24 protein-coding genes are annotated in these 25527 nt (G+C 71.0%); 13 read left to right on the top strand and 11 right to left on the bottom strand.

The genetic code is table 11. The annotated features are described in order from the left end of the window. The first annotated feature begins 80 nt into the window (after positions 1-80). The gene (serC, locus tag ACIREE_RS06410; RefSeq protein ID WP_404147129.1) at positions 81-1199 is read left to right on the top strand and encodes a phosphoserine transaminase; all 1119 of its coding nucleotides are present in this window, start codon (positions 81-83) and stop codon (positions 1197-1199) included. Between the two features lie 126 nt (positions 1200-1325). Here serC and ACIREE_RS06405 read toward each other — a convergent pair whose 3' ends face one another. Further along, positions 1326-2369: a WD40 repeat domain-containing protein gene (locus tag ACIREE_RS06405; RefSeq protein ID WP_404147127.1), complete on the bottom strand. Its 1044-nt coding sequence runs from the start codon at positions 2367-2369 to the stop codon at positions 1326-1328. A gap of 68 nt (positions 2370-2437) precedes the next feature. Between ACIREE_RS06405 and ACIREE_RS06400 the strand changes: the two genes are divergently transcribed. Further along, entirely contained in the window at positions 2438-3124 is a 687-nt protein-coding gene (locus ACIREE_RS06400; RefSeq protein ID WP_404148175.1) for an SGNH/GDSL hydrolase family protein, read from the top strand. On the opposite strand, the gene ACIREE_RS06395 is transcribed toward ACIREE_RS06400, so the two are convergent. Then, positions 3105-4007 (bottom strand): MBL fold metallo-hydrolase, encoded by a 903-nt coding sequence (locus ACIREE_RS06395; protein ID WP_404147124.1) that lies wholly within the window; start codon positions 4005-4007, stop codon positions 3105-3107. The two genes, ACIREE_RS06400 and ACIREE_RS06395, sit on opposite strands and share 20 nt — an antisense overlap. Before the next feature lie 106 nt (positions 4008-4113). Here ACIREE_RS06395 and ACIREE_RS06390 point away from each other — a divergent pair, with 106 nt between their 5' ends. From ACIREE_RS06390 to ACIREE_RS06380, 3 genes are all read left to right on the top strand, one after another. After that, a complete protein-coding gene (locus ACIREE_RS06390; protein ID WP_404147122.1) occupies positions 4114-5034 on the top strand; it encodes an AraC family transcriptional regulator in 921 nt (306 codons plus the stop codon). Positions 5035-5117: 83 nt separating this feature from the next. Next, positions 5118-5705, top strand: coding sequence for a Uma2 family endonuclease (locus ACIREE_RS06385; protein WP_404147119.1), 588 nt, complete (start codon positions 5118-5120; stop codon positions 5703-5705). A gap of 62 nt (positions 5706-5767) precedes the next feature. Beyond that, complete coding sequence (locus tag ACIREE_RS06380; protein ID WP_404147117.1) at positions 5768-6760, top strand: aldo/keto reductase; 993 nt, start codon at positions 5768-5770, stop codon at positions 6758-6760. A gap of 126 nt (positions 6761-6886) precedes the next feature. On the opposite strand, the gene thpR is transcribed toward ACIREE_RS06380, so the two are convergent. The 3 genes from thpR to ACIREE_RS06365 all read right to left on the bottom strand — a co-directional run bounded on the left by thpR (position 6887) and on the right by ACIREE_RS06365 (position 9521). Continuing rightward, positions 6887-7447 carry an RNA 2',3'-cyclic phosphodiesterase gene (gene thpR / locus ACIREE_RS06375; protein ID WP_404147115.1) on the bottom strand — a complete coding sequence of 187 codons (561 nt, stop codon included), beginning with the start codon at positions 7445-7447 and terminating at the stop codon, positions 6887-6889. A gap of 242 nt (positions 7448-7689) precedes the next feature. After that, positions 7690-9039 (bottom strand): MFS transporter, encoded by a 1350-nt coding sequence (locus tag ACIREE_RS06370; RefSeq protein ID WP_404147112.1) that lies wholly within the window; start codon positions 9037-9039, stop codon positions 7690-7692. A 44-nt stretch (positions 9040-9083) separates the two neighbouring features. Then, positions 9084-9521 (bottom strand): MarR family winged helix-turn-helix transcriptional regulator, encoded by a 438-nt coding sequence (locus ACIREE_RS06365; protein WP_404147109.1) that lies wholly within the window; start codon positions 9519-9521, stop codon positions 9084-9086. A gap of 154 nt (positions 9522-9675) precedes the next feature. Here ACIREE_RS06365 and ACIREE_RS06360 point away from each other — a divergent pair, with 154 nt between their 5' ends. Continuing rightward, the gene (locus ACIREE_RS06360) at positions 9676-9858 is read left to right on the top strand and encodes a ribbon-helix-helix protein, CopG family (RefSeq protein ID WP_363192855.1); all 183 of its coding nucleotides are present in this window, start codon (positions 9676-9678) and stop codon (positions 9856-9858) included. Positions 9859-9877: 19 nt separating this feature from the next. Here ACIREE_RS06360 and ACIREE_RS06355 read toward each other — a convergent pair whose 3' ends face one another. Continuing rightward, entirely contained in the window at positions 9878-11326 is a 1449-nt protein-coding gene (locus tag ACIREE_RS06355; protein ID WP_404147106.1) for an NCS2 family permease, read from the bottom strand. A 257-nt stretch (positions 11327-11583) separates the two neighbouring features. Between ACIREE_RS06355 and ACIREE_RS06350 the strand changes: the two genes are divergently transcribed. Together ACIREE_RS06350 and ACIREE_RS06345 are read left to right on the top strand one after the other, a co-directional pair. Then, complete coding sequence (locus ACIREE_RS06350) at positions 11584-11847, top strand: DUF2530 domain-containing protein (RefSeq protein WP_404147103.1); 264 nt, start codon at positions 11584-11586, stop codon at positions 11845-11847. A gap of 39 nt (positions 11848-11886) precedes the next feature. Further along, positions 11887-14286 (top strand): HAD-IC family P-type ATPase, encoded by a 2400-nt coding sequence (locus ACIREE_RS06345; protein WP_404147101.1) that lies wholly within the window; start codon positions 11887-11889, stop codon positions 14284-14286. Here ACIREE_RS06345 and ACIREE_RS06340 read toward each other — a convergent pair. From ACIREE_RS06340 to ACIREE_RS06330, 3 genes are all read right to left on the bottom strand, one after another. After that, positions 14283-15185, bottom strand: a complete 903-nt coding sequence (locus tag ACIREE_RS06340) for a calcium-binding protein (RefSeq protein WP_404147098.1) — start codon at positions 15183-15185, stop codon at positions 14283-14285. The genes ACIREE_RS06345 and ACIREE_RS06340 overlap by 4 nt on opposite strands. 164 nt (positions 15186-15349) lie before the next feature. Next, positions 15350-18454 carry a sacsin N-terminal ATP-binding-like domain-containing protein gene (locus ACIREE_RS06335; protein WP_404148172.1) on the bottom strand — a complete coding sequence of 1035 codons (3105 nt, stop codon included), beginning with the start codon at positions 18452-18454 and terminating at the stop codon, positions 15350-15352. A 352-nt stretch (positions 18455-18806) separates the two neighbouring features. Next, complete coding sequence (locus ACIREE_RS06330; RefSeq protein WP_404147095.1) at positions 18807-19733, bottom strand: DUF3027 domain-containing protein; 927 nt, start codon at positions 19731-19733, stop codon at positions 18807-18809. A gap of 380 nt (positions 19734-20113) precedes the next feature. On the opposite strand from ACIREE_RS06330, the gene ACIREE_RS06325 reads away from it, so the two are divergent. The 4 genes from ACIREE_RS06325 (at position 20114) to ACIREE_RS06310 (ending at position 24029) form a co-directional block, all read left to right on the top strand. Continuing rightward, positions 20114-21454, top strand: a complete 1341-nt coding sequence (locus tag ACIREE_RS06325) for an MFS transporter (RefSeq protein WP_404148170.1) — start codon at positions 20114-20116, stop codon at positions 21452-21454. Positions 21455-21976: 522 nt separating this feature from the next. Beyond that, entirely contained in the window at positions 21977-22453 is a 477-nt protein-coding gene (locus ACIREE_RS06320) for a DUF2771 domain-containing protein (protein ID WP_404147092.1), read from the top strand. Beyond that, positions 22423-23136, top strand: a complete 714-nt coding sequence (locus ACIREE_RS06315) for a futalosine hydrolase (protein ID WP_404147090.1) — start codon at positions 22423-22425, stop codon at positions 23134-23136. Before ACIREE_RS06320 ends, ACIREE_RS06315 begins: the two co-directional genes overlap by 31 nt. Continuing rightward, complete coding sequence (locus ACIREE_RS06310; RefSeq protein WP_404147087.1) at positions 23133-24029, top strand: 1,4-dihydroxy-6-naphthoate synthase; 897 nt, start codon at positions 23133-23135, stop codon at positions 24027-24029. Before ACIREE_RS06315 ends, ACIREE_RS06310 begins: the two co-directional genes overlap by 4 nt. Before the next feature lie 12 nt (positions 24030-24041). On the opposite strand, the gene ACIREE_RS06305 is transcribed toward ACIREE_RS06310, so the two are convergent. Continuing rightward, positions 24042-24425 (bottom strand): cold-shock protein, encoded by a 384-nt coding sequence (locus ACIREE_RS06305; protein ID WP_363192864.1) that lies wholly within the window; start codon positions 24423-24425, stop codon positions 24042-24044. A gap of 177 nt (positions 24426-24602) precedes the next feature. Between ACIREE_RS06305 and ACIREE_RS06300 the strand changes: the two genes are divergently transcribed. Further along, positions 24603-24860 (top strand): hypothetical protein, encoded by a 258-nt coding sequence (locus ACIREE_RS06300; RefSeq protein WP_363192865.1) that lies wholly within the window; start codon positions 24603-24605, stop codon positions 24858-24860. Here ACIREE_RS06300 and ACIREE_RS06295 read toward each other — a convergent pair. Then, positions 24833-25480 (bottom strand): HAD family hydrolase, encoded by a 648-nt coding sequence (locus tag ACIREE_RS06295; protein WP_404147083.1) that lies wholly within the window; start codon positions 25478-25480, stop codon positions 24833-24835. The genes ACIREE_RS06300 and ACIREE_RS06295 overlap by 28 nt on opposite strands. Positions 25481-25527 lie beyond the last annotated feature (47 nt).

Raw genomic sequence — 25527 nt, 5'->3', positions numbered from 1 at the left:
CAAGTCCACGGGCCGGAGAAGTCGTCTCATCGAACGGACACGTTTCCGTCCGGTTTCTCCGAGGGGATACCCTCCGGCTCGTGGCTGAGATCCAGATTCCCGCTGACATCAAGCCCGCCGACGGACGTTTCGGCGCTGGCCCCTCCAAGGTGCGTACGGAGGCGCTCGACGCCCTGGCCGCCACCGGTACCTCCCTGCTCGGCACCTCCCACCGCCAGGCCCCGGTCAAGAACCTGGTCGGACGCGTCCGCGAGGGCGTGAAGGACCTGTTCTCCCTCCCCGAGGGCTACGAGGTCATCCTCGGCAACGGCGGCTCGACCGCCTTCTGGGACGTGGCGACGCACGGCCTGATCGAGAACAAGTCGCAGCACCTGACCTTCGGCGAGTTCTCCTCCAAGTTCGCCAAGGCGTCGAAGCTGGCCCCGTGGCTGGCCGAGCCGACCGTGATCAGCTCGGACCCGGGCACGCACCCGGAGGCGAAGGCCGAGGCCGGTGTCGACGCCTACGGCCTGACCCACAACGAGACCTCGACGGGTGTCGCCGCGCCGATCAAGCGCGTCGCCGGTGCCGACGAGGGCGCGCTCGTCCTGGTCGACGCCACGTCCGGCGCGGGCGGCCTGCCCGTCGACATCGCCGAGACGGACGTCTACTACTTCGCCCCGCAGAAGTCCTTCGCCTCCGACGGCGGCCTGTGGATCGGCGTCTTCTCCCCGGCGGCCATCGAGCGCGCCGAGCGGATCCACGCGTCCGGCCGGCACGTCCCGGAGTTCTTCTCGCTGCCCACCGCGATCGACAACTCCCGCAAGAACCAGACGTACAACACCCCCGCGCTCTCCACGCTCTTCCTGCTCGCCGAGCAGCTGGACTGGATCAACGGGCAGGGCGGCCTCGCCTGGTCGACGGCGCGCACGAAGGACAGCTCGACCCGCCTGTACTCGTGGGCCGAGGAGTCGAAGTACGCGACCCCGTTCGTCACGGACGCGGCCAAGCGGTCGCAGGTCATCGGCACGATCGACTTCTCCGACGAGATCGACGCGGCCGCCGTGGCGAAGGTGCTCCGCGCCAACGGGGTCGTCGACACCGAGCCCTACCGCAAGCTGGGCCGCAACCAGCTGCGCGTCGCCATGTTCCCGGCGATCGACCCGGCCGACGTGCAGGCACTGACCGCCTGCGTCGACTACGTCATCGGCCAGCTCTGACCGATTCGAGTCTCTCGGCGACCGAGGAGCGGGGTCCGGGGCAGCGCCCCGTGACCCCGCTCCTCTGCCGTTCACCCACCCGGTCGCCGCAGCCTCCCGGCCTGCCGGCCTGCCCAGGGTCCGGTGTCACTTCGCCTTCGCCTTGGGCCGCCGCAGCAGCCGCCCGACCCCGATGACGGCGATCAGAGCGACGGCGGCCCCGACGGCCCCGGCCTTCCCGGTGAACCCGCCGCCGCCGCCGTCGTCGTCCGAACTCCCGCTTGCGCCGCCGGAGTTATCGCTGCCACCCGCGCCCTCGACCTCCACGGGCTTCACGGAACTCCCCTTCCCCTCACTGCCGTAGAGGAGGGTCTTCCCGTCGAGGGTGTACGTCACCGACTCGCCCTGCGCCTGCATCGGCACGCTCAACTGGCCTTGCCGCTTCGGCTTTCCGTCGTTCCAGGAGTACGAGATGCCGCCGAAGTAGCCGCGCAGGGCGAGCTGTTTCCCGTCGGGCGAGAAGGCGCCGTCGGTCACCCACAGGTCGATGTCGGCGACGCGCTTGAAGACGTTCGTGGCGGACGAGTCCAGCGGGTCGGGGCCCTCGTACAGGCCGCCCCCGTCCTCGCCCTTCTCGACGATGTAGACCCGCCCGGTCTTGGGGTGGACCATCATCGCCTCGGCGTTGCGCGGCCCGTCCGCGTACTTCACGACGTACTGCGTGGCCCGCACGGTCTGGTCGCGCAGTTCCTTCGGCTCGGGCAGCTTGTAGATCCACACGTGGTCCCACTTGCCGCCGAGGTTGTCCCCGATGTCGCCCACGTAGATGTCTCCGTCGGGGCCGACGGAGATCGCCTCGACGTCGCGCGGGTCACCGATCCCGGTGAGGGTGAGCGTGGCGACGGTCTTCCCGGTCCGCCCGTCGACCGCGTACAGGTACGCGCCGTCGTCGCTGTCGTTGTGGGTCCAGTAGACGCCGGGGTGGGCGCGGGAGGCCGCCAGGCCGCTGGACTCGGTGATCCGCGGATCCTGGAGGGTGAACCCGTCGGAGCCGGCCGGCCGGTCGTCGGCGACGGCGGGACCGACCGCGAAGACCGACAGCAGCACGGCGGCGGCCGCGACCCCACCCACACGTGACGCCTTGAACGACGCCTTGGACGACGACTTGGACGCCGCCTGGTACGAACGCATGCCCCCAGCTTGCCAGGCGTGTTCGGACTCACACGCACGCGGCCCGGGTGATCGACGATGATGAGCGGATGCTCAGGTTCATGTTCGTCGGCGACTCGATGACGATAGGCAGCGCGGGCGAGCACACCTGGCGCCACCGCATGTGGCAGCACCTGCGCGCCACCGGCACCGACTGTGCCGTCGTCGGTCCCCGCACCGCCCTGTACGGCGGCGGCCACGACTACGCCGAACCGGACTTCCCGCAAGCCCACTTCGCGGGCTGGGGCGAGGGCTGGCTGCACATGGCCCCGGCGATCGCGGCCACGGTCGCCGAGACCCGCGCCGACGTCCTGTTGATCTCCCTCGGCCTGATCGACCTCGGCTTCTACACGAACGCCGAGCAGACCGCGGAGAACCTACGCCGCTTCGTCACCGGAGCCCGCACCGCGAACCCGGCCCTGCGCATGGTCGTCCTCCCGGTGATCCCGAACATCCGGGCCGAGTCCGACGCCCCCTTCGCGGCGCAGGTCGCCCGCTTCAACTCCCTGCTGGCGAAGGCGATCGCGGACCTCGACGAACCCCGCTCACCGCTCCTGCTCGCCTCGGTCCCGGAGTCGTACGACATCCACACGGACACCTACGACGGCACGCACCCGAACGCCTCCGGCGAACACAAACTGGCCGGCGCGTTCGCGGACGCGCTGCATCAGGCGTGGGGGGTCGGCGGCCCGTACCGCGCCCCGCTCGCCGCCCCGCTCACACCCGCCACCGGCTGACTTCGAACCCGCTCCCCGCCCGCCGGATCTCCGCCGCGCCGGGCCCGGGGAAGTGCGCAGGGATCACCAACTCGCCCTCATCGGCGGCGCGTTGCAGGACCCGGACCCGGCTCTTCGACGACTCCGTCGGGTCCACGCACATCGCGCTGCTGCACGTGGGCGCGAGCAGCTGGGCCGGGCTGTGCAGCAGGTCGCCCACGAAGACGGCCCGGTCGGTGCCGGAAGCGAGGCGCAGGACGGACGAACCGGGGGTGTGCCCGGGCGCGGGTTCGAGGACAAGCCGGGCGTCGATGCGGTGGGAGTCCTCCCAGAGCACGGCCTGCCCGGCCTCGATCACCGGCGCGATGCTGTCCGCGAACAGGAACCGGTGGTTGCCGTGCGGGGTGCGGGCGGCGCCGCCCGGACCGAAGTAGTCGTGATCGGGGCGGGGCACGAGATACGTGGCATTGGGGAACATGGGAACCCAGCTGCCGCCCTCAGCCCGGGTGTTCCAGCCGACGTGATCACCGTGGATATGGGTGTTGACGACGACGTCCACGTCCTCGGGCCGCACGCCCGCCCGCGCCAGCCGGTCGGGGAAGTCCGTGTCGAGCCCCGAGAAGTGCGGGGTGCCGGGCCGCTTGCGGCCGTTGCCGACACCCGGGTCGACCACGATGGTCCGGCCCCCACTGCGCAGCACCCACGCCTGCACGGCGGCCAGAACCGCTCCGCTGTCCGCATCCTGGAAGTCGGGGGTGAGCCATTTCTCGTTCGCGTGCCAGGTGTCCTCGATGCCGGGGAACAGGTCGCCCGGGGCGCCGAAGGGGCCGCGCACCTCCACGACCTTGATGATCTCGATGTCGCCGAGCGTGATGCGTTCGTTGTCGTCCGTCTCTGTGGCCATGTCCACCACGGTAGAAACCCGGGTCGAGCGATCCAATGCGTCAGGGACTCGCTCGGATACGCAATCGGCTCACCGGCCGCGCGCAGGTCCGCCTACTCTGGGCCCCATGGACGTGGTCAGCGACGCGATAGCCGCCGTACGGACGGGCAGCCCGTCCGCCAACCGCATCCGGGTGAGCGGGAGTTGGTGCGTGCGCCTGGAGCCGTACGAGGGCGCGGGGTTCCACGTGGCCCTCACCGGCGGCTGCTGGCTGCTGCCCGACGGCGGGCCGCCGCTCACCCTGCGCCCCGGCGACGCCGTGCTGCTGCCGCACGGTGCGGGCCACATGCTGGCCGACGCCCCGGTGGACCCGGCCGCAGCCGCCCGCGCCGTCTCCTTCGACGCGCTCCCCGAGGCACCCCGGGCCGACCCGGCAGCCGCGGATGCCGCGGAGCTGCTCTGCGGCAAGTACCGCCTCGACCGCAGCCACACCCACCCCCTTCTCGCCGAGCTGCCGGACGTCGTGCACCTGCCGTACGACGACACCACGCGTCCCGAACTCCGCGCGGCCATCGACCTGTTGAGCCGTGAAGTGGCGACCGCCGGGCCCGGCTCCTGCGCGGCCGTGCCGAGCCTCCTCGACCTGCTCCTCGTCTACATGATCCGCGCCTGGACCACGGCCCCCGACCGCCGCGGCACGGCCCGCTGGCCGCGCGCGCTCGCCGACCCGACGGTGACCGAGGCGCTGCGCCTGCTGCACAGCGACCCGGCCCACGCCTGGACCGCCGACCGGCTGGCGGCGCGGACAGGCGTCTCCCGGGCGACCCTCAACCGCCGCTTCACGGCTTTGGTGGGCCGGCCCCCGATGACGTACCTGACGTGGTGGCGCATGACCCGCGCGGCAACACTCCTGCGCACCGCCGACACCCCGCTCGGCTCGGTGGCCCGCGAGGTCGGCTACGGCTCCCCGTACGCCCTCTCGCATGCCTTCAGAAGGGAGTTCGGGGTGACGCCGGGGCGGTACCGGGGCGCGGCGCGCGCGGCGTGAGCCCTGCGTGTCCCGGTCACCGTGCGTATCGTTGTACTGCGCGGCCGCCTGCATACGGGAGGTGGCCGGGGAGGAGCGCCACGATGACCGTCGAATTGACCGACAGGATCAACATGGCCGACAACAACGCCGAGCAGCTGGACGAATGGTTCGCGCTACTCGACCGGATGGTCCCCGAAGGGTTCAAGGCGGAGATCGTCGAGGGGGCCGTCCATATGGTGCCGCAGCGGGATGTGCACTGGCAGATCACCCGGAGGATTCTGTACGCCTTGGACGACAGGTTCGGGCGGGACGCGCGGGTGGTCTCGGACGTACGCATCGACTTCCCCGGCTACCAGAACGGATTCTGCCCGGACATCGCGAAGTTCCGCGACGGAGCCGAGCCGGACGACAAGGGGCGCTGGCTCCATGAGGACGTCGAGTTCGTGGCCGAGGTCATCTCACGCGGCACCGGAATGAACGACTACGGCCCGAAGAAGACGGCATACGCGGAGGCCGAGGTCCCCATCTACCTCATCGCCGACCCGTATCAGGGCCGATGCCACGTCTACACGGACCCCAAGGGCGGCGAATACCGCACCGAGTCGAGGCTCGACTTCGGCGACAGGCTCGACCTGAGCTACACCGTTATGGACCTGACCCTCGACACCACCGAGTTCCCGCGCGACTGACACCCGACCCAGTGGCCTGATCCTCTTGCCTAGAGCGCACTCCACGTCCTTGGCTGGGGACCATGAAGTACACGCAGCTCGGACGCACGGGACTCAAGGTCAGCCGACTGGTCCTCGGCACCATGAACTTCGGACCGCAGACCGACGAGGCCGACAGCCACTCCATCATGGACGCGGCGCTGGCCAGTGGCATCAACTACTTCGACACCGCGAACGTGTACGGCCAGGGCGAGAACAAGGGCCGTACCGAAGAGATCATCGGCAGCTGGTTCGCGCAGGGCGGTGAGCGGCGCGACAAGACCGTCCTCGCCACCAAGGTGTACGGGAACATGACGGCCGACAACGGCAACGTCTGGCCCAATCACGACCGGCTCTCCGCCGTGAACATCCGGCGTGCCGTCGAGGCCAGCCTCAAGCGGCTCCAGACGGACTACATCGACATCTACCAGTTCCACCACATCGACCGGGCCACCCCGTTCGAGGAGATCTGGCAGGCCGTCGACGTCCTGATCCAGCAGGGCAAGATCCTCTACGCGGGTTCGTCCAACTTCCCCGGCTACAAGATCGCCCAGGCCAACGAGACCGCCGCCCGGCGCGGCCGCGTCGGCCTCGTCAGCGAGCAGTGCCTCTACAACCTGGCCGAGCGCCGCGCCGAGATGGAGGTCATCCCGGCAGCCCAGGAGTACGGCGTCGGCGTCATCCCGTGGTCCCCGCTGCAGGGCGGACTGCTCGGCGGGGTGCTCAAGAAGGAGAGCGAGGGCAAGCGCCGCAAGGGCGGCCGCAGCGCGAGCTCGCTGGAGAACAGCAAGGTGCGGGAGCAGGTCCAGCGGTACGAGGACCTGCTGGACAAGCACGGCATCGAGCCCGGCGAAGCCGCCCTGGCCTGGCTGCTGACCCGGCCGGGCGTCACCGGCCCGATCGTCGGCCCGCGCACCCAGGAGCAGCTGGACTCGGCGCTGCGCGCGGTCGAGCTGGAGCTGAGCGAGGAGGTCCTGACGGAGCTGGACGAGATCTTCCCGGGCCCGGGCCCGTCCCCGGAGGCCTTCGCCTGGTAGCCGTGCGGGCAGGGCGGCGGCCGGGGTCTACGATCCGACGGCCGCCGCCACCGCCACCACGACGAACATCAGCACAAGCACCCCGGCCATGATCCGGTTCCGCGTCTTCGGGTCCACGCACCGAGCCTAACGCGCGCCCGGAAGTTCCCAGGCGGCGACCTTCTCGTAGCGCGGCCGCTCCCCCGGCACCCCGGACACCGGCAGGTTGCTGCGCACGAGCGCCAGCTCGCCCACGGTCCAGGGCGTGCCCTCGAAAATGTCGAGCGCCGCTGCGTACGGCCCGAGGTCGAGATCGGTCCGGCTGTTGCGCGCCAGCGTCAGATGTGGCCGGTAACGACGATGCTCCCCCGGCAGCCCGGCTTTCCGGCCGGCCGCCTCCGCCCGCTCGGCCAGCCGCTTGAGCTCCGCGACGTCGCCGCGCACTCCGGCCCACAGCGCCCTGTCGCCGAAGTGCCCGCCCCCGCGCAGGGCCAGGCCGAACGCCTCCGTGCGCGCCGCGGCCCGCCCCAGCCGCTCCTCCAGCTCGAGGACGGTCTCCTCGGGTACCTCCCCGTAGAACGCGAGCGTGAGGTGCCAGCCGTCCCGTCCGGTCCAGCGCAGCCCGTCACCGGGCGGCAACCGGTCCACGTGGGCCCCGAGTTCGGCGATGGCCTCGGCGGGCGGCAGCACGGCGGCGAAGAGTCTCATGGAGCCAGTCTCGCTCGCGGGTGCGGACGGGTGTGGCCGGTCGCGCAGTTCCCCGCGCCCCTGGGGCGTGCGGCTTCGCCGCTGCCCCAGAGCGCCCCTGAAATGGCGCACGCAGTGCGCATTTCAGGGGCGCGGGGAACTGCGCGAGAAGTCCCCACCGGCCGGCCGGATCACGAACGACCCGCACCCGCACCCGCACCCGCAACGGCGCCAGGGCCAAGGCACCCACACCCGCACCGCCGCTAGGCCACCGCAGCCAGCTCCTGCGGCTCGCGCGGCACGAACTGCAGATGCCGCTCACCGCGCCGCAGGTCGACCTTGAGGCGCAGGTTCGCCGCGCGGGCCAGCATCAGGCCGACCCCGGCCGCCGCCACGGCGCAGATCACGCCGCCGAGCGTAAAGCTGACCCGTACTCCGTACTGGTCGGCGATCCAGCCGAAGAGCGGGCCGCCCAGCGGCGTACCGCCGGTGAACACCATCATGAACAGGGACATGACGCGGCCGCGCATCTCCGGGTCGGTGCCCATCTGGACGGTGGAGTTGGCCGTCACGTTGACCGTCAGGCCGAGGATGCCGAGCAGCACGATGAGCGGGGCGAACGCCCAGACACCCGGCACCCACGCGGCCGCGAGCTCCAGGACGCCGAAGCCGATCGCGGCGCCGACCAGGACCCGCAGGCGGGTCGAGCGGCGGCGCGCCGCGAGCAGTGCGCCGGCCAGCGAGCCGATCGCCATCAACGTGTTGAACAGGCCGTACTGGCCGACCCCGCCGTGGAACACGTCGTCGGCGTACGCGCTCAGCCAGATGGGGAAGTTGAAGCCGAATGTGCCGACGAACCCGACGAGCACGATCGGCCAGATCAGCTCGGGGTGCACCGACACGTAGCGCAGTCCCTCCCGCAGCTGTCCCTTGCCGCGCGGGGCCCGCTTGATCTCGTGCAGCTCGCGCGTGCGCATCAGCATCAGGCCGGTGAGCGGCGCCAGGAAGGACAGGCCGTTGGCGAGGAACGCCCAGCCGGGTCCTACGGCCGCGGTCAGCGCGGAGGCGACGGCGGGGCCGATGAGCCGCGCGGACTGGAAGTTCGCGGAGTTCAGGGACACCGCGTTGCGGACCTGGTCAGGGCCGACCATTTCGGAGACGAAAGACTGCCGCGTCGGGTTGTCGACGACGGTGACCAGGCCGGTGAAGAACGCGGCGGCGTAGACGTGCCAGACCTGCACGTTGCCGGAGAGGGTGAGTACGGCCAGGAACAGGCCGGACAGGCTCATCGCGCCCTGCGTGCAGAACAGCAGGCTCCGCTTGGCGAACCGGTCGGCGATCACGCCGCCGTAGAGTCCGAAGAGGAGCATCGGCAGGAACTGCATCGCCGTCGTGATGCCGACGGCGGTGGACGAGCCCGTGATGGACAGGACCAGCCAGTCCTGGGTGATGCGGGCCATCCAGGTGCCGGTGTTGGAGACGACTGCCCCGGTCGCGAAGAGGCGGTAGTTGCGCACCTTCAGGCTGGCGAACATCGAGGGCTTGCGGGGGCGGGCGGTGGTGTCGTGGGCGGTTGGTGCGGGGGCGGAGTCTGCTCCGGATCCCGTACTCAAAGTGGGTTCGCCTCCTCGGCGGTCGTCGTGTTCGGAAGTGTCTTTCAAAGTTGTGCGAGCTTCTCCAGTACGGGGGCGGCGGCGCGCAGCTTGGCCCACTCGTCCTCGTCGAGTCCGACGGCGAGGTCGGCCAGCCACGCGTTCCGCTTGCGGCGGGACTCGGCGAGCATGGTCTCGGCCCGCTCGGTCGACGTGACGACCTTCTGCCGGCGGTCCTCGGGGTGAGGCTCCAGCCTGACCAGTCCCTTGGCTTCCAGGAGAGCGACGATGCGGGTCATCGACGGCGGCTGCACATGCTCCTTGCGGGCCAGCGCGCCCGGGGTCGCCGAGCCGCATCCCGCGAGGGTGCCGAGCACCGACATTTCGGTGGGGCTCAGCGATTCGTCGACCCGCTGGTGCTTGAGCCGACGCGACAGGCGCATCACGGCGGAGCGCAGAGAGTTCACGGCGGCTACGTCATCGCCATGGGAGAGGTCCGGCATGTTCGTTAGCGTAACTCATTACTGTGTCTAACTACTACCGGACAAGCCCGGCCTGCCCGTGATTCGCGCCACCGAACCCTTACATCACCCATACGAGTGAGTCGGCTCCAGAAAGTGACACGCCGGGCGCCGCGCTCCCGGGACCCTGTTCCGTATGGGATCGACAGTGCTCAGCCTGCGGATAGACGGTGAGCTGCTCGACCGGCTCAAGGGGCATGCCGCGAAAAGGGGAATGAGCGTCCAGGACTACGTGGCCCGGACGCTCGTTCGAGACGACTTCGACGAACGCTTCAAAACGGCGGTCGAGGAGACGGAGAGGTTTTACGGGGCGGCCTGAGCCGCCCCGTACGGCCCGGTCAGGTGAGGCCGAGTGCCGGCATCAGGTAGTAGAAGACGAAGACCGCCGAGACCGCGTACATGGCGACCGGCACTTCCTTGGCCCGGCCTGCCACGATGCGCAGCACGGTGAAGGTGATGAAGCCCATGCCGATGCCGTTGGTGATCGAGTACGTGAACGGCATCATCAGCATCGTCACGAACGCCGGGATCGCGATCGTGTAGTCGCCCCAGTCGATGGCCCGGATGCCGCCGGACAGGATCAGGAATCCGACCGCGAGCAGCGCCGGAGTGGCCGCCTGGGACGGGACCATCGTGGCGATCGGCGTGAGGAAGAGCGCGACCGCGAAGAGGCCGCCGGTGATGACGTTGGCGAAGCCGGTACGGGCACCTTCGCCGACACCGGCCGTGGACTCCACGAAGCAGGTGGTGGCGGAGGCCGACGAGGCACCGCCGGCGGCGACGGCGATGCCGTCGATGAACAGGACCTTGTTCATGCCCGGCATCTGACCGCGCTCGTCGGTCAGGTGCGCCTCGTCGCTGATGCCCATGATCGTGCCCATGGCGTCGAAGAAGCACGACAGCAGCACGGTGAAGACGAAGAGGATGCCGGTCAACACGCCGACCTTGCTGAATCCGCCGAACAGGCTGACGTCGCCGACCAGCCCGAAGTCCGGGGTGGAGACCGGGTTGCCGGGCCACTTCGGGGTGGTCAGACCCCAGGACGGCACCTTGGCGACGGCGTCCACGATCACCGCGGCGACGGTCATCACGACGATGGAGATCAGGATCGCGCCCGGCACCTTGCGGACGAGGAGCGCCAGGGTCAGCAGCACACCGACGACGAAGATCAGCACGGGCCAGCCGTTGAGGTGACCGTCGGCGCCGAGCTGCAGCGGCACGGTGGTCTGCGCGGCGTCCGGCATGCGGGAGATGAACCCGGAGTCGACGAGGCCGATCAGCATGATGAAGAGGCCGATACCGATCGCGATGCCCTTGCGCAGGCCGAGCGGTACGGCGTTCATGACGCGCTCGCGCAGCCCGGTGGCGACGAGCAGCATCACCACGAAGCCCGCGAGGACGACCATGCCCATCGCGTCCGGCCACGACATGCGCGGCGCGAGCTGCAGGGCGACGACGGTGTTCACGCCGAGGCCGGCGGCGAGCGCGATCGGCACATTGCCGATGACGCCCATGAGCAGTGTGGTGAACGCGGCGGTCAGCGCGGTGGCGGTGACCAGCTGGCCGTTGTCGAGCTGGTGCCCGTACATGTCCTTCGCGCTGCCCAGGATGATCGGGTTCAGCACGATGATGTAGGCCATGGCGAAGAACGTGGCGAAGCCGCCACGGAGCTCACGGCCGACCGTCGAGCCACGCTCGGAGATCTTGAAGTACCGGTCGAGGCCGTTCTTCGGTGCCGACGGCGGCTGTTCGTTGGCGTCGACCGGAGCGGTGGCCGAAGTGGACATGGATGACCTCAGCGGTATTCAGGAGAGCGGTGCTTCCGCGGGCGGGAACGTGATCGAGTCTGGTCCTCGCGTGATCACCAATCGGTTACCCCGATGTTTCCGTTGGCATTTCGTACGAACAGAAGTGGCCAGACTCAGGCCGTTTCAGTATGAACATATGAGCCAGAATTCGCTATCTCCGCGCGTAGACCCTTGCGGCACACGGGTGACGCAGGGTTGCGGCACCGACCGAATCCGATCCCTCGTAAGCTGTGCACATGGCTGAGTCTTCTACGGGATCCCCGAAACGCGAGGCACCGGAACCTCTCGAGGGTCCTGTGGTCGCCACCGTCACCGGCGGCACGATTCTGTGGTTCGTCCTCTTCCTCGTGCAGCTGCCGTTCTACGGCTGGTTCGACGACCGCGGACAGACCTGGTGGGTATGGACGTGCCTGGCCGGGGCCGGGCTCGGACTCATCGGCATCTGGTACGTCCGAGGCCGCGACGCGGCGATCAAGCGGGCGGCGGCAAAGACCCCCTAAGGGGCGCGTACCCCCCAAATCGCCCGTACTGTCGATGCCATGACGCACATCGACGCGGGCGCCGAACTGGATCCGGTGCACCCGGTGCCCGTCCCGGGGCGGGCGACGGGGCTCACCGGCGCCGAGGTCGCGGAGCGCGTCGACCGCGGCGAGGTCAACGACGTACCCGTACGCAGTTCACGCTCGCTCACCGAGATCATCCGGGCGAACGTCTTCACCCGGTTCAACGCGATCATCGGCGTGCTCTGGCTGATCATGCTCTTCGTGGCACCGATCCAGGACAGCCTCTTCGGCTTCGTGATCATCGCCAACACCGGCATCGGCATCATCCAGGAGTGGCGCGCGAAACAGACCCTGGACTCGCTTGCCGTGATCGGCGAGGCCAGACCGACGGTCCGGCGCGACGGGACCGCCACCGAGATCTCCACCTCCGAGATCGTGCTCGGCGACCTGATCGAGATCGGACCCGGCGACAAGATCGTCGTGGACGGCGACTGCGCCGAGGCCGACGGCCTGGAGATCGACGAGTCGCTGCTCACCGGTGAGGCCGACCCCGTCGTGAAGCGGTCCGGCGACCCGGTCATGTCGGGGTCGTTCGTCGTCGCGGGCGGCGGCGCGTTCACCGCGACGAAGGTGGGGCGCGAGGCGTACGCGGCCCAACTCGCCGAAGAGGCCAGCCGGTTCACGCTCGTCCAGTCCGAGCTGCGCTCCGGCATCTCCACCATCCTCAAGTACGTGCAGTGGATGATGATCCCGACCGCGATCGGCCTGGTCATCAGCCAACTCGTCGTCAAGGAACATGACTTCAAGGACTCCGTCGCCCGCACCGTCGGCGGCATCGTCCCGATGGTCCCCGAAGGCCTCGTCCTGCTCACCTCCGTCGCCTTCGCGATCGGCGTCATCCGCCTCGGCCGCAAGCAGTGCCTGGTGCAGGAGCTGCCCGCCATCGAGGGCCTGGCCCGCGTCGACACGGTCTGCCTCGACAAGACGGGCACGCTCACCGAGGGCGGTATGGACGTCGCCGAGCTGCGCACCCTCGGCGGCGCCGACGAGGAGTACGTACGCACCGTGCTCGGCGCGCTCGGCGCCTCCGACCCGCGGCCCAACGCCTCGCTCCAGGCCATCATCGACGCCTACCCCGACAGCTCGGGCTGGCGCTGCGGCCAGGCGCTGCCGTTCTCCTCGGCCCGCAAGTACAGCGGCGCAGCCTTCAGCGAGGGCGACGGGACCACCAGCGCGTGGCTGCTCGGGGCGCCCGACGTGCTGCTGCCCGACGGCGACCCGGCCCTCACCGACATCGAGGAGCTCAACGAGCAGGGCCTGCGCGTACTCCTGCTCGCCCGCGTGGCCAAGGACCTGGAGGACCCGAGGGTGCAGGAGGGCGCCGAGCCGGCCGCGCTCGTCGTCCTGGAGCAGCGCCTGCGCCCCGACGCCGCTGACACGCTGCGCTACTTCGCCGAGCAGGACGTCAAGGCCAAGGTCATCTCCGGTGACAACGCCGTCTCCGTCGGGGCGGTGGCCGGGAAGCTCGGCCTGGCCGGCGCGGAGCACACCGTCGACGCCCGTGCCCTGCCCAAGGAGCAGGCGGCGATGGCGGACGCGCTCGACGAGGGCACGGTGTTCGGCCGGGTCACCCCGCAGCAGAAGCGGGACATGGTCGCGGCCCTCCAGTCCCACGGGCACACCGTGGCGATGACCGGCGACGGCGTGAACGACGTGCTCGCCCTGAAAGACGCCGACATCGGTGTCTCGATGGGCTCGGGCTCGGAGGCCACGCGCGCGGTCGCCCAGATCGTGCTGCTGAACAACTCGTTCGCGACGCTGCCCTCGGTCGTCGCCGAGGGCCGGCGCGTCATCGGCAACATCACGCGCGTGGCTACGCTGTTCCTGGTCAAGACCGTCTACTCGGTGATCCTGGCGCTGCTCGTGGTCTGCTGCCAGGTCGAATACCCGTTCCTGCCACGGCACTTGACTCTGCTGTCGACCCTGACGATCGGCGTCCCGGCGTTCTTCCTGGCGCTCGCGCCCAACAAGGAGCGCGCGAAACCACACTTCGTGAAGCGCGTGATGCGGTACGCGATTCCGGGCGGGGTCGTGGCCGGGCTCGCCACCTTCTTGATGTACATGATCGCCCGGCACTTCTACACGGGCTCGGGCGCGCTGGGCGCGGAGACCAGTTCGGCGACGCTGACGCTGTTCCTGATCTCGATGTGGGTGCTCGCCATCGTCGCCCGCCCGTACACGTGGTGGCGGGTCTGTCTGGTGGCGGCGATGGCGCTCGCGTTCCTGCTCGTCCTGGCCGTGCCGTGGCTGCAGGACTTCTTCGCGCTGAAGCTGGTGGGCACCACGATGCCGTGGACGGCGGTGGGTGTGGCGGTGGTGGCGGCGGCCGTCCTGGAACTCCTGTGGAGGTGGATCGGCCGCCGCTTTCCCGACTAGCGGACGTCGACGTAGTCGCTCACGGAGGTCGCCGCCGGGGTGGTGGAGGTACCGGCGAACTTGTAGCGGAAGTAGCCGTCGGCGGACGCCTTGACCGTGGTCTTCAGCGCGCCCGTCGAAGAGGACGTGACCGTCTTGACGTTCGAGTACGTGCTGGACGTCTTCTTACGGTACTGGAGCGTCACCGTCTGCTTGGTGTAGCCCATGTACTTGGCGGTGTCCCAGTTGGCGCGGGACAGCAGGCCGGTGACCGTGATGGTCTTGCCCTTCGCGACCGGCTCGGGGGCGGCGTTGGTGGTGAGCTTCGAGTAACGCTTGGCGGCGAACGACCTGGCCTTCTCGTGGATCGAGTAGTCGCCGTCCTTGGCCTGCGCGGCCGCGTAGACCTTCCAGCCACCGCCGGCGTCCGTGTTCCACAGGGAGCGCGGGTCGACGGTGAAGGAGAGCGTGCAGGTCGACGTGGTGGCGTTGACCGTCTTGCAGGTGGTGGCACCGTCGGCCTCGTTCGGCAGGGCCCCGGTGTTGGAGGAGTCCAGGTCGGTGCCGTGGTACACGATCGCGTACCCCGAGGTGTTGTCGATGCCGGCCGGGTCGGTGGCGGTGAAGGTCACCTTGAAGTTGGCCTTGGCGGAGGTGCCGAGGACGATGCCCTTGCCGCCGTTGACGGTGGTGTTGGAGAGGACGGTGTCGCCCCACTGCTCGTCGTAGCCGGTGCTCGCGGCGAACGCGGAGGCGCGCGAAGCGGCGTGACCGTCCTGGTAACCGGCGGCCAGCTGCTTGGCGGCGGCGGTCAGGGCCTTGTTGCCCTGGCCGTCCGCCTGCGCGGCCGGGACGGCGAGGGCGGTGAGGGCCAGGGCGCCGGAGATCGTCACGGCGGCCGCGGTGGCACGAATGCGCATGTGTTCCCCATGGTGGAGAAGGGGATCCGCGGTGCAGATGCCGTCACGCGGGTCCCAAGTGGTCTAGGAGTCTGTTGACTCGTGAAATAGACCAGCGATGCAGGCAACTGGTTGCACGGCAGTCACATAATCTTCACGTGATCTACATCTCACCGCGGGGGCGGTTAGTCGAACCAGCGGTCCCGCTCCAACTCCTGCGTACGGGACGGATCTTCGAGCAGCGCCGCCACCTCGAACCGACGCGGCCACTGCCCCGCCGCCCACGCGAGCCCGGCGGCGACGCCCTCCAGGGTCGCCGCGTGCACGGTGCCCTCGGGGGTGCGGCGCCAGTCGACCTCGGTACCGGCGACGAACAGCTCCTCGTGTTCGACGTACGAGGCAGGAGTCGCGGGCCCGAGGAGGGCACGGACGGAGTCGGGCACGGGGTGCTCGGCGCCCTCCCCGCTCACCTCCGCGTCGATGTCCGTGCTCAGGCGGCGCACTTGGAAGAGCTCCGCGAGGTGCGCGGCGCCGGCCGGCGCGACGGGCAGCAGCGCGCGGCCACCCGCGAGCGGGATCAGGTCGGGGGCGTCGGCGACGAGGGCGTCCGCGGCGTCGACCACGACCACCTCTCCGTCGCGCACGGCACGCAACTCGTCGGGCAGGGTGACCTGTTCGGGATCGAGCGCGGCCAGCCGGCCGTAGACGGCGTGCAGGTGGGCCGCGCCCACCGTCCGGTCCGGGTCGGCGAGCCGGTCCAGGAGTTCGGCGGCGCCCCCGGGTTCGTCGAGCAGCGCGGCGACGGAGGTGCGCACGCCCAGGGTGCGCAGCACCTGCTCGTCGTCGAAACCGCTGGCGTCGGCGGCCTCGTACAGGCCGACGAGGAGCGGGTCACCGCCCTCGGCGCGCAGTCCGGCGGGGCGGCGGCCGTCCAGGACCGGATTGCCGCGCAGCCACCACGCCGTGTACGGGCGGACCAGCTCATGGGTGCCGTCGGGCAGCAGGACGCGTACGGGCTGGGTGAGGGCGTCGCGCAGCGGCGGCTGCGACAGCAGGGCGAGCGCCTGCGGCCAGCGGTCCTCGTCGACCAGGTCGAGATCGCGTACGGCGATCAGCTCGGTGGCGACCGGCGGCACCGGGGTGTCGGGGAGTCGGTCGAGGACGTCCTCGCACCAGACGTCGACGGCGTCGAGCAGACCCGGGTCATCGGGCTCGGGGAAGTCGCCGTCACGCGGCTCGAGTTCGTCGGGGTCCAGGACGACATCGGTGGCGCGCACCAGGGCGAAGGTGGCGAGCACCCCGCAGGCCGCGAGGGGCTGTTCACCCCACCGCTCGGCCAACTCCTCGTCGACGTACGGCAGCTCGCCCTCACGCAGGACGGAAGCGAGAGGACTGTCGGGGAGCAACAGTTCGGACGCGGGGGCGAGTTCACCGTTCTCGTCGGGCAGGGCGAGGGCGCCGAGCCACGGTTCGTCGCCGGTGTCGAGGTGGGCGTCGCGCGCCAGAGTGAGGACGACATCCGCCAACTCGTCGACGCTCAGCGTGCCTTCGTCGTCCCAGGCGGGCTCGTCGTCCAGGGACGCGGCGACGGCGGCCCGCAGCTGCGGAGTCGTCAGGACCGCGTGGGGCGTCGCGGGCTGCGCGCCCAGCTTCTCCAGGAGCGGGTGGGCGGCGTCGGGGTGGGCGACCTTGAGGCCGAGCCGGGCGAGGGCGTCGCCGGGCAGCGCCGACGCGCCGGCCGTCGGCAGCAGCACCTGGCGCGGTCCGATGACGGTCCGGCCCCCGGCGAGCGGCACGGGCAGCCCGCTGAGCCGGTCGGGGTCGACCCCGGCGAGGGAGTCGTAGAGCCGCCGCCACCAGCCGGGGTCCCGCTCCAGGCCGGCGAGCCGGTCGATCGCCTCGGTCAGCGGGACACGCGCGACGCCCACCGTGCGCAGCTCCGCGCGCCGTTCGAGCCCGGCGGGCAGCAGACCGGTCAGCACCTCGGCGAGGACGCGCACGGTGTCGGCCCCGACGCCCTCGACGACCTCGGCCTCGCGCGGCTTGAGCGAGACGGGCCGCTCGTCGTCATCGTCATCGTCATCGGAGACGGGTGCCAGCGCGGGCGGCAGGAAGGCGGTGCGGGGCAGCCGCTCCAGGATCGCGGCCCGCAGCGCCCCGTCCAGCTCACTCTTGCCGAGCGGCCCGGGTACGAGGTCGAGGATGCCGGTGCCCACGGGCCGCCAGTCGCCGAGCAGTTCGGCGTACGCGTCGGCGGCACGCCGCACGAGATGGTCGGTGAGCGGGCCCGGCGCGACATGCCGCCGCGCGGTGTCGAGCGGGAACGAGCCGATGAGCAGCGCGGGCACCCCGAGTGCCTCGTCGCTCGGGGTGGGCGCGTACAGCACGGGCGCGCTGCCCGGCCGCTGCGGAGCCCCGTCGCCGTCGACCGGCACGGCCCAGGTGACCGACCAGTGGGGGCGCAGGCGCTCCTCGACGGGCCGGTCGGCGAGCAGCTCGGGGGCGAGGGCGCCGGTGCGAGTGACGGTGCGCCAGCGCAGCTCGGCGGGGACCCGGGCGTCGTCCGAGATCACCGTGTACGCGTCCTCGGCGCCCCGGCGCAGCACGCGCGTCCCGGCGTCGGTGGTGACCGTGACCTCCGCGAGGCCCGGCAGGGCGAGCAGCAGCGTGTCGTCGATGTCCGCCAGGAGCCGGGCGGCGAGCGCCTCGGCGGCCTGGTCCCGCAGCGGCAGGATGACGACGGTGTCGTACGTGTCGGGGGCCTGCCCCTCGGCCGCGAACGGCAGCCGAAGCAGCGGTACGTGTCCGTCCCTGCGGCGCAGTTCGTCGCCGAGTGCGGGGCTGTGCCGGGCGACCTCGGCGGCGGCCAGGCGCGCCTCGCCGAGGGACCACCGCACGCCTCCGGTACGCCCGACGACGGCGGGCTCGTCGCTGACGGCGAGCACGGCGGCGAACCCGACACCGAAACGGCCCACGGCCGCCTCGGTGTCCTCCCGCTTGGCGGACGCCCGCAGCGTGGACAGCGACTCGACGCCCGTGGCGTCCAGCGGGGCCCCGGTGTTCGCGGCCGCGAGGACCCCGTCCCGCAGGGTGAGTGCGAGCCGGCCCTCGGTTCCCGTGCGGGCCGCGGCGTCCGCGGCGTTCTGGGCCAGCTCGACGACGAGCCGGTCACGGTAGCCGCCGAGCGCGAGGTCCTCTTCGGCGTTGGCGTCCTCCCGGAACCGGGCCGCGCTCCCGGCCCACGCGTCCAGCACGCCGCGTCGCAGCCTCGCGGTGCCGAACGGGTCCATGCCCTCGGGCGCCGGCCGCACGATCTTGCTGACGCTCACGGGGGTCTCCTCTGGGGGGCTGTCATGGGTCGGCCCGCACGGTATCGCGGCGCTCGGCGGTACCGGGTTCTTCGCCGGGCGGGGCCAGCGCCGGGTTCGTCGCCGGGTGCGGGCTGGGCGCGCAGTTCCCCGCGCCCCTGGGTTGTTCTCCGCCTGCGGGCCGGTGGGGGCTGAGCGCGCAGTTCCCCGCGCCCCTGGGGGCCTGCGGCTTCGCCGCTGCCCCAGGGGGCGCCTCTGAGATGGCGCACGTAGTGCGCATCTCAGAGGCGCGGGGAACTGCGCGAGAAGTCCCCACCGGGCGGCAGCGGGCAGACTACGAGTGCCCCAGATCGTCCGCGCCGTCGGCCGGCGCAGCCCCGACGGACCCTGCATCCGGCTCCACGCGGAGCGGCATCGCGTCCACCAGCGTCTCGTCCACCACCGGCGGAGCGGGCCGCGGTGGGGTCGGCATGACCGCCGCCTCGGAGTGCCCGCCACACCCGTACGCCAGGGACACCACACGCCCGTCCGCGGGCGAGAACTCATTGGCGCAGACGCCGAAGGCCTGGCCGAGGGAGCCGCCGACGGCCTGGAGGAAGCCGCAGGAGACACAGGTCGCGGGGGCCGCCTGCGCCATCGGGGTCTTCGCGCCGTAGGACTCCTCCCAACGGTCGGCCGCGACATGCAGCCCGTACCGCGAGAGCACCCGCGCACGGCGCATGCCCAGTTCCTCGGCGACCGCCGCGATCGAGCCGCGGGCCGGGGCGACGGGCAACTCGGCCACGGGCCCCGCCGTGATCTCGGCGTCCTCCGCCTCGATGAGCTCCGCCATCTCCTCGGACAGCGGCGAGTTCGGCGGCGGCGTGTCCTCCCCGGTGTAGCCGGGCTCAAGACGCAGGTCGTCGGCCTCGGTGGGCAGGAGGTCGCCGGGTCCCAGGTCGCCGGGGCGCAACCGCTCGCTCCACGGCACCCATTCGGGGGCCAGCAGGGCGTCGGAGCCCGGCAGCAGGACCGTCTCGTCGAGCGTGACGTACTTGGCGCGGGAGGCCCGGGCCACGGTCACGGCCCAGCGCCAGCCGCGGTAGCCGAATTCCTTGCACTCGAAAAGGTGCGTGACGACGCGGTCGCCCTCGACGACCATTTCGACATGCTCGCCGACCACACCGGGCGCGGCAGCCTCCTCGGCCGCCGTACGGGCGAGGTCTACCGCCTCGGCGCACAGACGGTCAGGGGTGCGGCTTCGCGTTGTCGCTGCGCTCACAGGTATCGCTTCTCTCCTACGCCGTCTCTCGAGTGCGCCATCCTGTGTGCGGGAGCGCGGACGGAGCGGACCGGAGGGCCGCGTCGACGTCCGTGCCCGACGTTCCGGGCGCACCTACGTCATCCATTCTGCGGGATGGCCGAGAGGCGCGCGGCCGATAACAACCGCCGCGGGCGCGCTACGCACGCTACCTCCTCCTGCGCCCTGCGCCCACACCGACGTACGAGCCGCGCCTCACGTGAAAGCCGACCCGCACCCCCATATCGGCACTAGTACGCCCGTTCACGGGGCACTATGACTGGGTGGCTACCGCAAGGTCGTCGTCCGGTTCGTCACGTTCGGCGGGAGAGTCGGCGTACGTACACAGCGGTTCGGGCCCGGTGCGCGGGGCCGTCCGCAAGGTGGGGCGTGCCCTGCGTCTGCCGTTCACGGGCACGGCGCGCGGTATCCGAAAAGTCACCCATGCGCACGGCGCGGGCGAGTCGGGCCTCGGAAAACTCATCGAACTTCATGCGGTGAACGGCGCGGGCGACGTCATGATCACCGTCGCCCTCGCCTCCACGGTCTTCTTCTCCGTACCCACGGACGAGGCGCGCGGCCGGGTCGCTCTCTATCTGGCCATCACCATGGCGCCCTTCACTCTTCTCGCCCCCGTCATCGGTCCGCTTCTGGACCGGCTGCCGCACGGGCGGCGGGCCGCGATGGCCGCCTCGATGCTGGCGCGGGCGCTGCTCGCGCTCGTTCTGTCGGGCGCGGTGGTGACCGGCGGCATCGAGCTGTATCCGGCTGCGCTGGGCGTCCTCGTCGCCTCCAAGGCGTACGGGGTCGTCCGTTCGGCGGTCGTGCCGCGGCTGCTCCCGCCCCGGTTCTCCCTGGTCAAGGCCAACTCGCGGGTCACTCTCGGCGGGCTGCTCGCCACCGGGGCCGCGGCGCCTGTCGGGGCGGGCCTGCAAGCGCTCGGGCCGCGCTGGCCCCTCTACGGCGCCTTCGTGATCTTCCTGGCGGGGATGGTCCTGTCGTTCTCGCTGCCGCACAAGGTGGACTCGGCCAAGGGCGAGAGCAGGGCGCTGCTCGCCGCCGACGAGGAACATCTGCACGGAGCCCGGCGCAAGCAGCGCAAGCCGGGCCTGCGGACCGTGGGCACAGCCGTGACCCACGCCCTCGCCGCGAACGCCGCCCTGCGCTGTCTGTCCGGGTTCCTGATCTTCTTCCTGGCGTTCCTGCTGCGCGAGCATCCGCTGACCGGGGAGAGCGCGGCCGTCTCGCTCGCCCTGGTGGGCGTGTCGGCCGGGGCCGGGAACGCGCTGGGTACGGCCGTCGGGGCGTGGCTGAAGTCGCGGGCGCCCGAGGTCATCATCGTGACGGTGGTGGCGGTGGTGCTCGGCGCGGCGATCGTCTCCGCGATATTTTTCGGGGCGTTCATGACGGCGTGTCTGGCGGCGGTCGCCGGTTTCGCCCAGGCTTTGGCGAAGCTTTCGCTGGACGCGACGATCCAGCGGGATGTCCCGGAGGCGGTGCGTACGTCCGCGTTCGCCCGTTCGGAGACGTTGTTGCAGGTGGCGTGGGTTCTGGGCGGGGCGATCGGGATCGCGCTGCCGTTGAACGGGGTGCTGGGGCTTTCTGTGGGGGCGGGCATTGTGGCGGCGGGGTGGTTGTCGACGGCGCGGGGTCTTTTGTCGGCCGCGCGTCGAGGTGGGCCGGTGCGGACGCGTGTGGCCTAGCGTCTGCCGGCCCCTGTTCGTTGCCGGGTGCGGCGCCGCCGTGGCTGGTCGCGCAGTTCCCCGCGCCCCTGGGTTGTTCTCCGCCTGCCGCCCGGTGGGGGCTGATCGCGCAGTTCCCCGCGCCCCCGGGACGCATCTCGACCGCGCGCCCGGTGGGGGCTGGTCGCGCCGTTCCCCGCGCCCCCGGGTTGCTCTCCGCCTGCCGCCCGGTGGGGGCTGATCACGCCGTTCCCCGCGCCCCCGGGACGCATCTCGACCGCGCGCCCGGTGGGGGCTGATCGCGCCGTTCCCCGCGCCCCCGGAGGCTTGCGGCTTCGCCGCTGCCCCATGGGCGCGTGATGCGCGCCGATGGAATGGCGCACGCAGTGCGCATTTCAGGGGCGCGGGGAACTGCGCGAGAAGTCCCCACCGGGCCCGCGGATGCCCACGTCCCCTCACCCTCGCGGCGCGCCCGCGCGGACCGGCCACGCCGACGGACGACCCACCCAGAGACGAGAGTGCGACGCCAGATAGCCTTCCGCCATGACCTCCCAGCGTTTCGTAGTGCGCCACAGGCGCACCGTGGCCGCCGTCGGTGCCGTCGGCGCCGGACTGCTCGTCCTCTCCGCCTGCGACAAGCCGTCGCCGCTGGCCACCGTCACGGTGGGCCGCAGCACGGTGAACTCCGAGGCCTCCTGCTACGACGACGGCAACGCGCTCAAGCCGTCGTCGCTGGAAGGGTGTCTGAAGGACAAGGACGCCAAGACCATCAAGGTCGATCCCGATGAGACGGTCCGCTTCGGCGTCGACCCGGAGATCGCGGACAAGGGCTGGACGATCCTGATGAACGGTCAGCCGCTCACGGACTCCAGCAAGAAGACGTATCGCACGGTCCCGGGCAGCGTCTTCTTCAACCAGCAGTACGGCGCCACCGGCGGCTCCACCACGGTGACGATCCTTCAGGGCAGCGACTCCAAGGCGTACGGCCTGTGGTCGTTCAAGCTCAAGAAGGACTCCTGACGGATACCGGCACCGCGCACGTTCGCGTACTGATCGCCACCGCCGTCCCGGCCGAACGGGACGCGGTGGCGCGCGGAGTGCGTGAGCGGCATCCGGCGATCGATGTGGTCGCCGTCGGCGTGGGCCCCGCGGCCGCCGCGGCCGGCACCGCCACCGCGCTCACGAAGGCCGCGCTGTCCGGCCGCCCGTACACGCTGGTCGTCTCGGCCGGTATCGGCGGCGGCTTCACCACCCCGCCCGGCACGGTCCTGATCGCCGACGCGATCACCGCCGCCGACCTCGGCGCCGAGACTCCCGAGGGTTTCCTGCCGGTCACCGAACTCGGGTTCGGCACCGTCACCCACCGTCCGCCGGCATCCCTCGTACGAGACCTCGCCGCGGCGACCGGCGCCGCCCCCGGGTCCGTCGGCACCGTACTCACCGTCTCCACGGTGACCGGCACCGCCGATCGCGCCGCGTTGCTCGCCCAGCGCCACCCGGGCGCCGTCGCCGAGGCGATGGAAGGCTTCGGCGTCGCCGAGGCCGCCGCCGCGCACGACGTGGCCGTGGCCGAGATACGCGCCGTCTCCAACGCCGTCGGGCCCCGCGACCGCGCCGCCTGGCGCATCGGTGACGCGCTCGCCGCGCTCACCGACGCGTTCGGGAAGTCGGCGCCCGTACTGGAGAGTTGGAACAACACATGACAGACACGACGAACACAGCGAGCACGACGGGCACGGGCACGACGGACGCCGTCCGCATCGCCTTCTCGCCCTGCCCGAACGACACCTTCGTCTTCGACGCCTGGGCCCACGGCCGCGTCCCCGGCGCCCCGGCGCTGGACGTGACGTTCGCCGACATCGACATCACCAACGGTGTCGCGGAGCGCCGCGAGGACACGTTCGACGTCCTCAAGGTCAGTTACGCGGTCCTGCCGTACGTCCTCGACGACTACGCGCTACTGCCGTGCGGCGGCGCACTCGGCCGCGGCTGCGGTCCGCTGGTCCTCACGCGTGAGGCGGGCGTGGACCTCTCGGACAAGCGGGTCGCGGTGCCGAGCGAGACCTCGACGGCGTATCTGCTCTTCAGGCTGTGGGCGGCGGACACCGTCCCCGGTGGCAAGGTCGGCGAGATCGTCGTCATGCCGTTCCACGAGATCATGCCCGCGGTGCGCGACGGGAAGATCGACGCGGGGCTCGTCATCCACGAGGCCCGCTTCACGTACCAGAACTACGGCCTGCACAAGCTCGCCGACATGGGCGAGCACTGGGAGGCCACGACGGGCCTGCCGATCCCGCTCGGCGCGATCATCGCGCGCCGCGACCTGGGCGCCGAGACGCTGCGCTCCTACGCGGACGCGGTCCGCACGTCCGTCCGGATGGCCTGGGACGACTCCGAGGTGTCGCGGCCGTACGTCATGGAGCACGCGCAGGAGATGGACCCGGCCGTGGCCGACCAGCACATCGGCCTGTACGTCAACGAGTTCACGGCCGACCTCGGCGAGGACGGATACGCGGCGATCCGGGGCCTGTTGACGCGGGCCGCGGCCGAGGGCCTGGTCCCGGCGCTGGCTCCGGACGCGCTCGCGTTCCCGTAGAACCGTGTGGGCTCAGACGTCCAACTGGTCGGCCACGGCGCGCAACAGACCGGCGATCTTCGCGCCCGCGGCCTTGTCGGGATAACGGCCGCGCTCCAGGCTTGGCGTGATGTTTTCGAGCAGAGTCGTCAAGTCCTGGACAATGGAAGCGAGTTCGTCCGGCTTACGGCGCTGCGCCGCGGCGACGGAGGGGGTCGGGTCGAGGATCGTGACGGAGAGCGCCTGGTCGCCGCGCTGGCCGGCGACCACTCCGAACTCGACGCGCTGGCCGGGCTTGAGGGCGTCGACACCATCGGGAAGTACAGAGGAGTGCACGAAGACGTCACCGCCGTCGTCGCGGGAGAGGAAGCCGAAGCCCTTCTCGCTGTTGAACCACTTGACCTTGCCGGTAGGCACGTGAAGTCCTCGTCCTCGTACTAGAAAGAAAACGCTCTGGATAGGGCCCTGGATAGCAGGACAGCGGGTCGTGGTACGACCCGCCGCCACCAAGACTATGGGTCCCTGGGCCGGTGACAAGACGTCGCCGAATGGTTCGCTTGCTTGTCCCTACGGCCTGGGAACTACCCTTGCTGGGTGCGCGACAAAACCCAAGTCAATTCCAGGGCGACCGAGGCGGGGCCCGGTGACGGCCTCGTGAAAGCGGGCGGCATCGTTTTCCTCGTGGGAGCGATCGCCACCCTCGTCACGGTGGCCCCGCTGTTTCTCGACACCGACCCGTTCCCGCCGATCGCTTATGCCGTCTGCATGCTCATGGGCGTCGGTTTTCTGCTGGCCGCGGCCGGCGTGATCCGCGGCATCTCGGCTCAGCGCAGGGCGGCGCGCGCCACGTAGCTTTCCAGCCAGGCCGGGAATCCGGTCAGATCCGGGAGCACCACGTCGGCGCCCGCCGTCCGCAGTTCGTCGGCGTCGCAGGGTCCGGTCGTGACGGCCACCGAGAACGCGTCGGCCGCGCGCGCCCCGCGCACGTCGCCGACGTGGTCGCCGACGTAGACGGTCGCGCCGTGCTCGCGCAGCGCCTCCGCCTTGCCCTCGGCCCAGAGGTTGCCGGCGACGATGTCCGCGTCGATGCCCAGGTGCGCGAGGTGCAGCTTGGCGTTCGGCTCGTACTTGGCGGTGACGACCATCGTGCGGCCGCCCGCGGCGTGCACGGCGTCCATCGCCTCATGGACGCCCGGCAGCGGCAGCGTCGGCTCGATGGCGTATGTGGGATACATCTCACGGTAGAGGTCGGCCATCGCCGGGATCTGCTCCGCCGGGAACCACTCGGCGAGTTCGTCGACCAGCGGCGGCCCGAGCCGGGTGACGGTCAGGTCGGCGTCGACGTACGTACCGGTCCGCTCGGACAGGGCCACCCAGGTCGCCCGGATTCCGGGACGCGAGTCGATCAGCGTCATGTCGAGGTCGAAGCCGACGGTGGGGCCGGTGGGGGCGGGATCTATGTGGGCAGCCATGGGGTCATTGTGCCCGGCATACGATGACCTCCTCACAGCCCATACTT

Origin of the sequence: Streptomyces sp. NPDC102467 (assembly GCF_044765445.1) — a bacterium.
In the GTDB taxonomy this organism is placed as follows: Bacteria; Actinomycetota; Actinomycetes; order Streptomycetales; family Streptomycetaceae; genus Streptomyces.
Note: the sequence above shows the minus strand (reverse complement) of the source record. Positions and strands in the feature narration are given on the sequence as shown.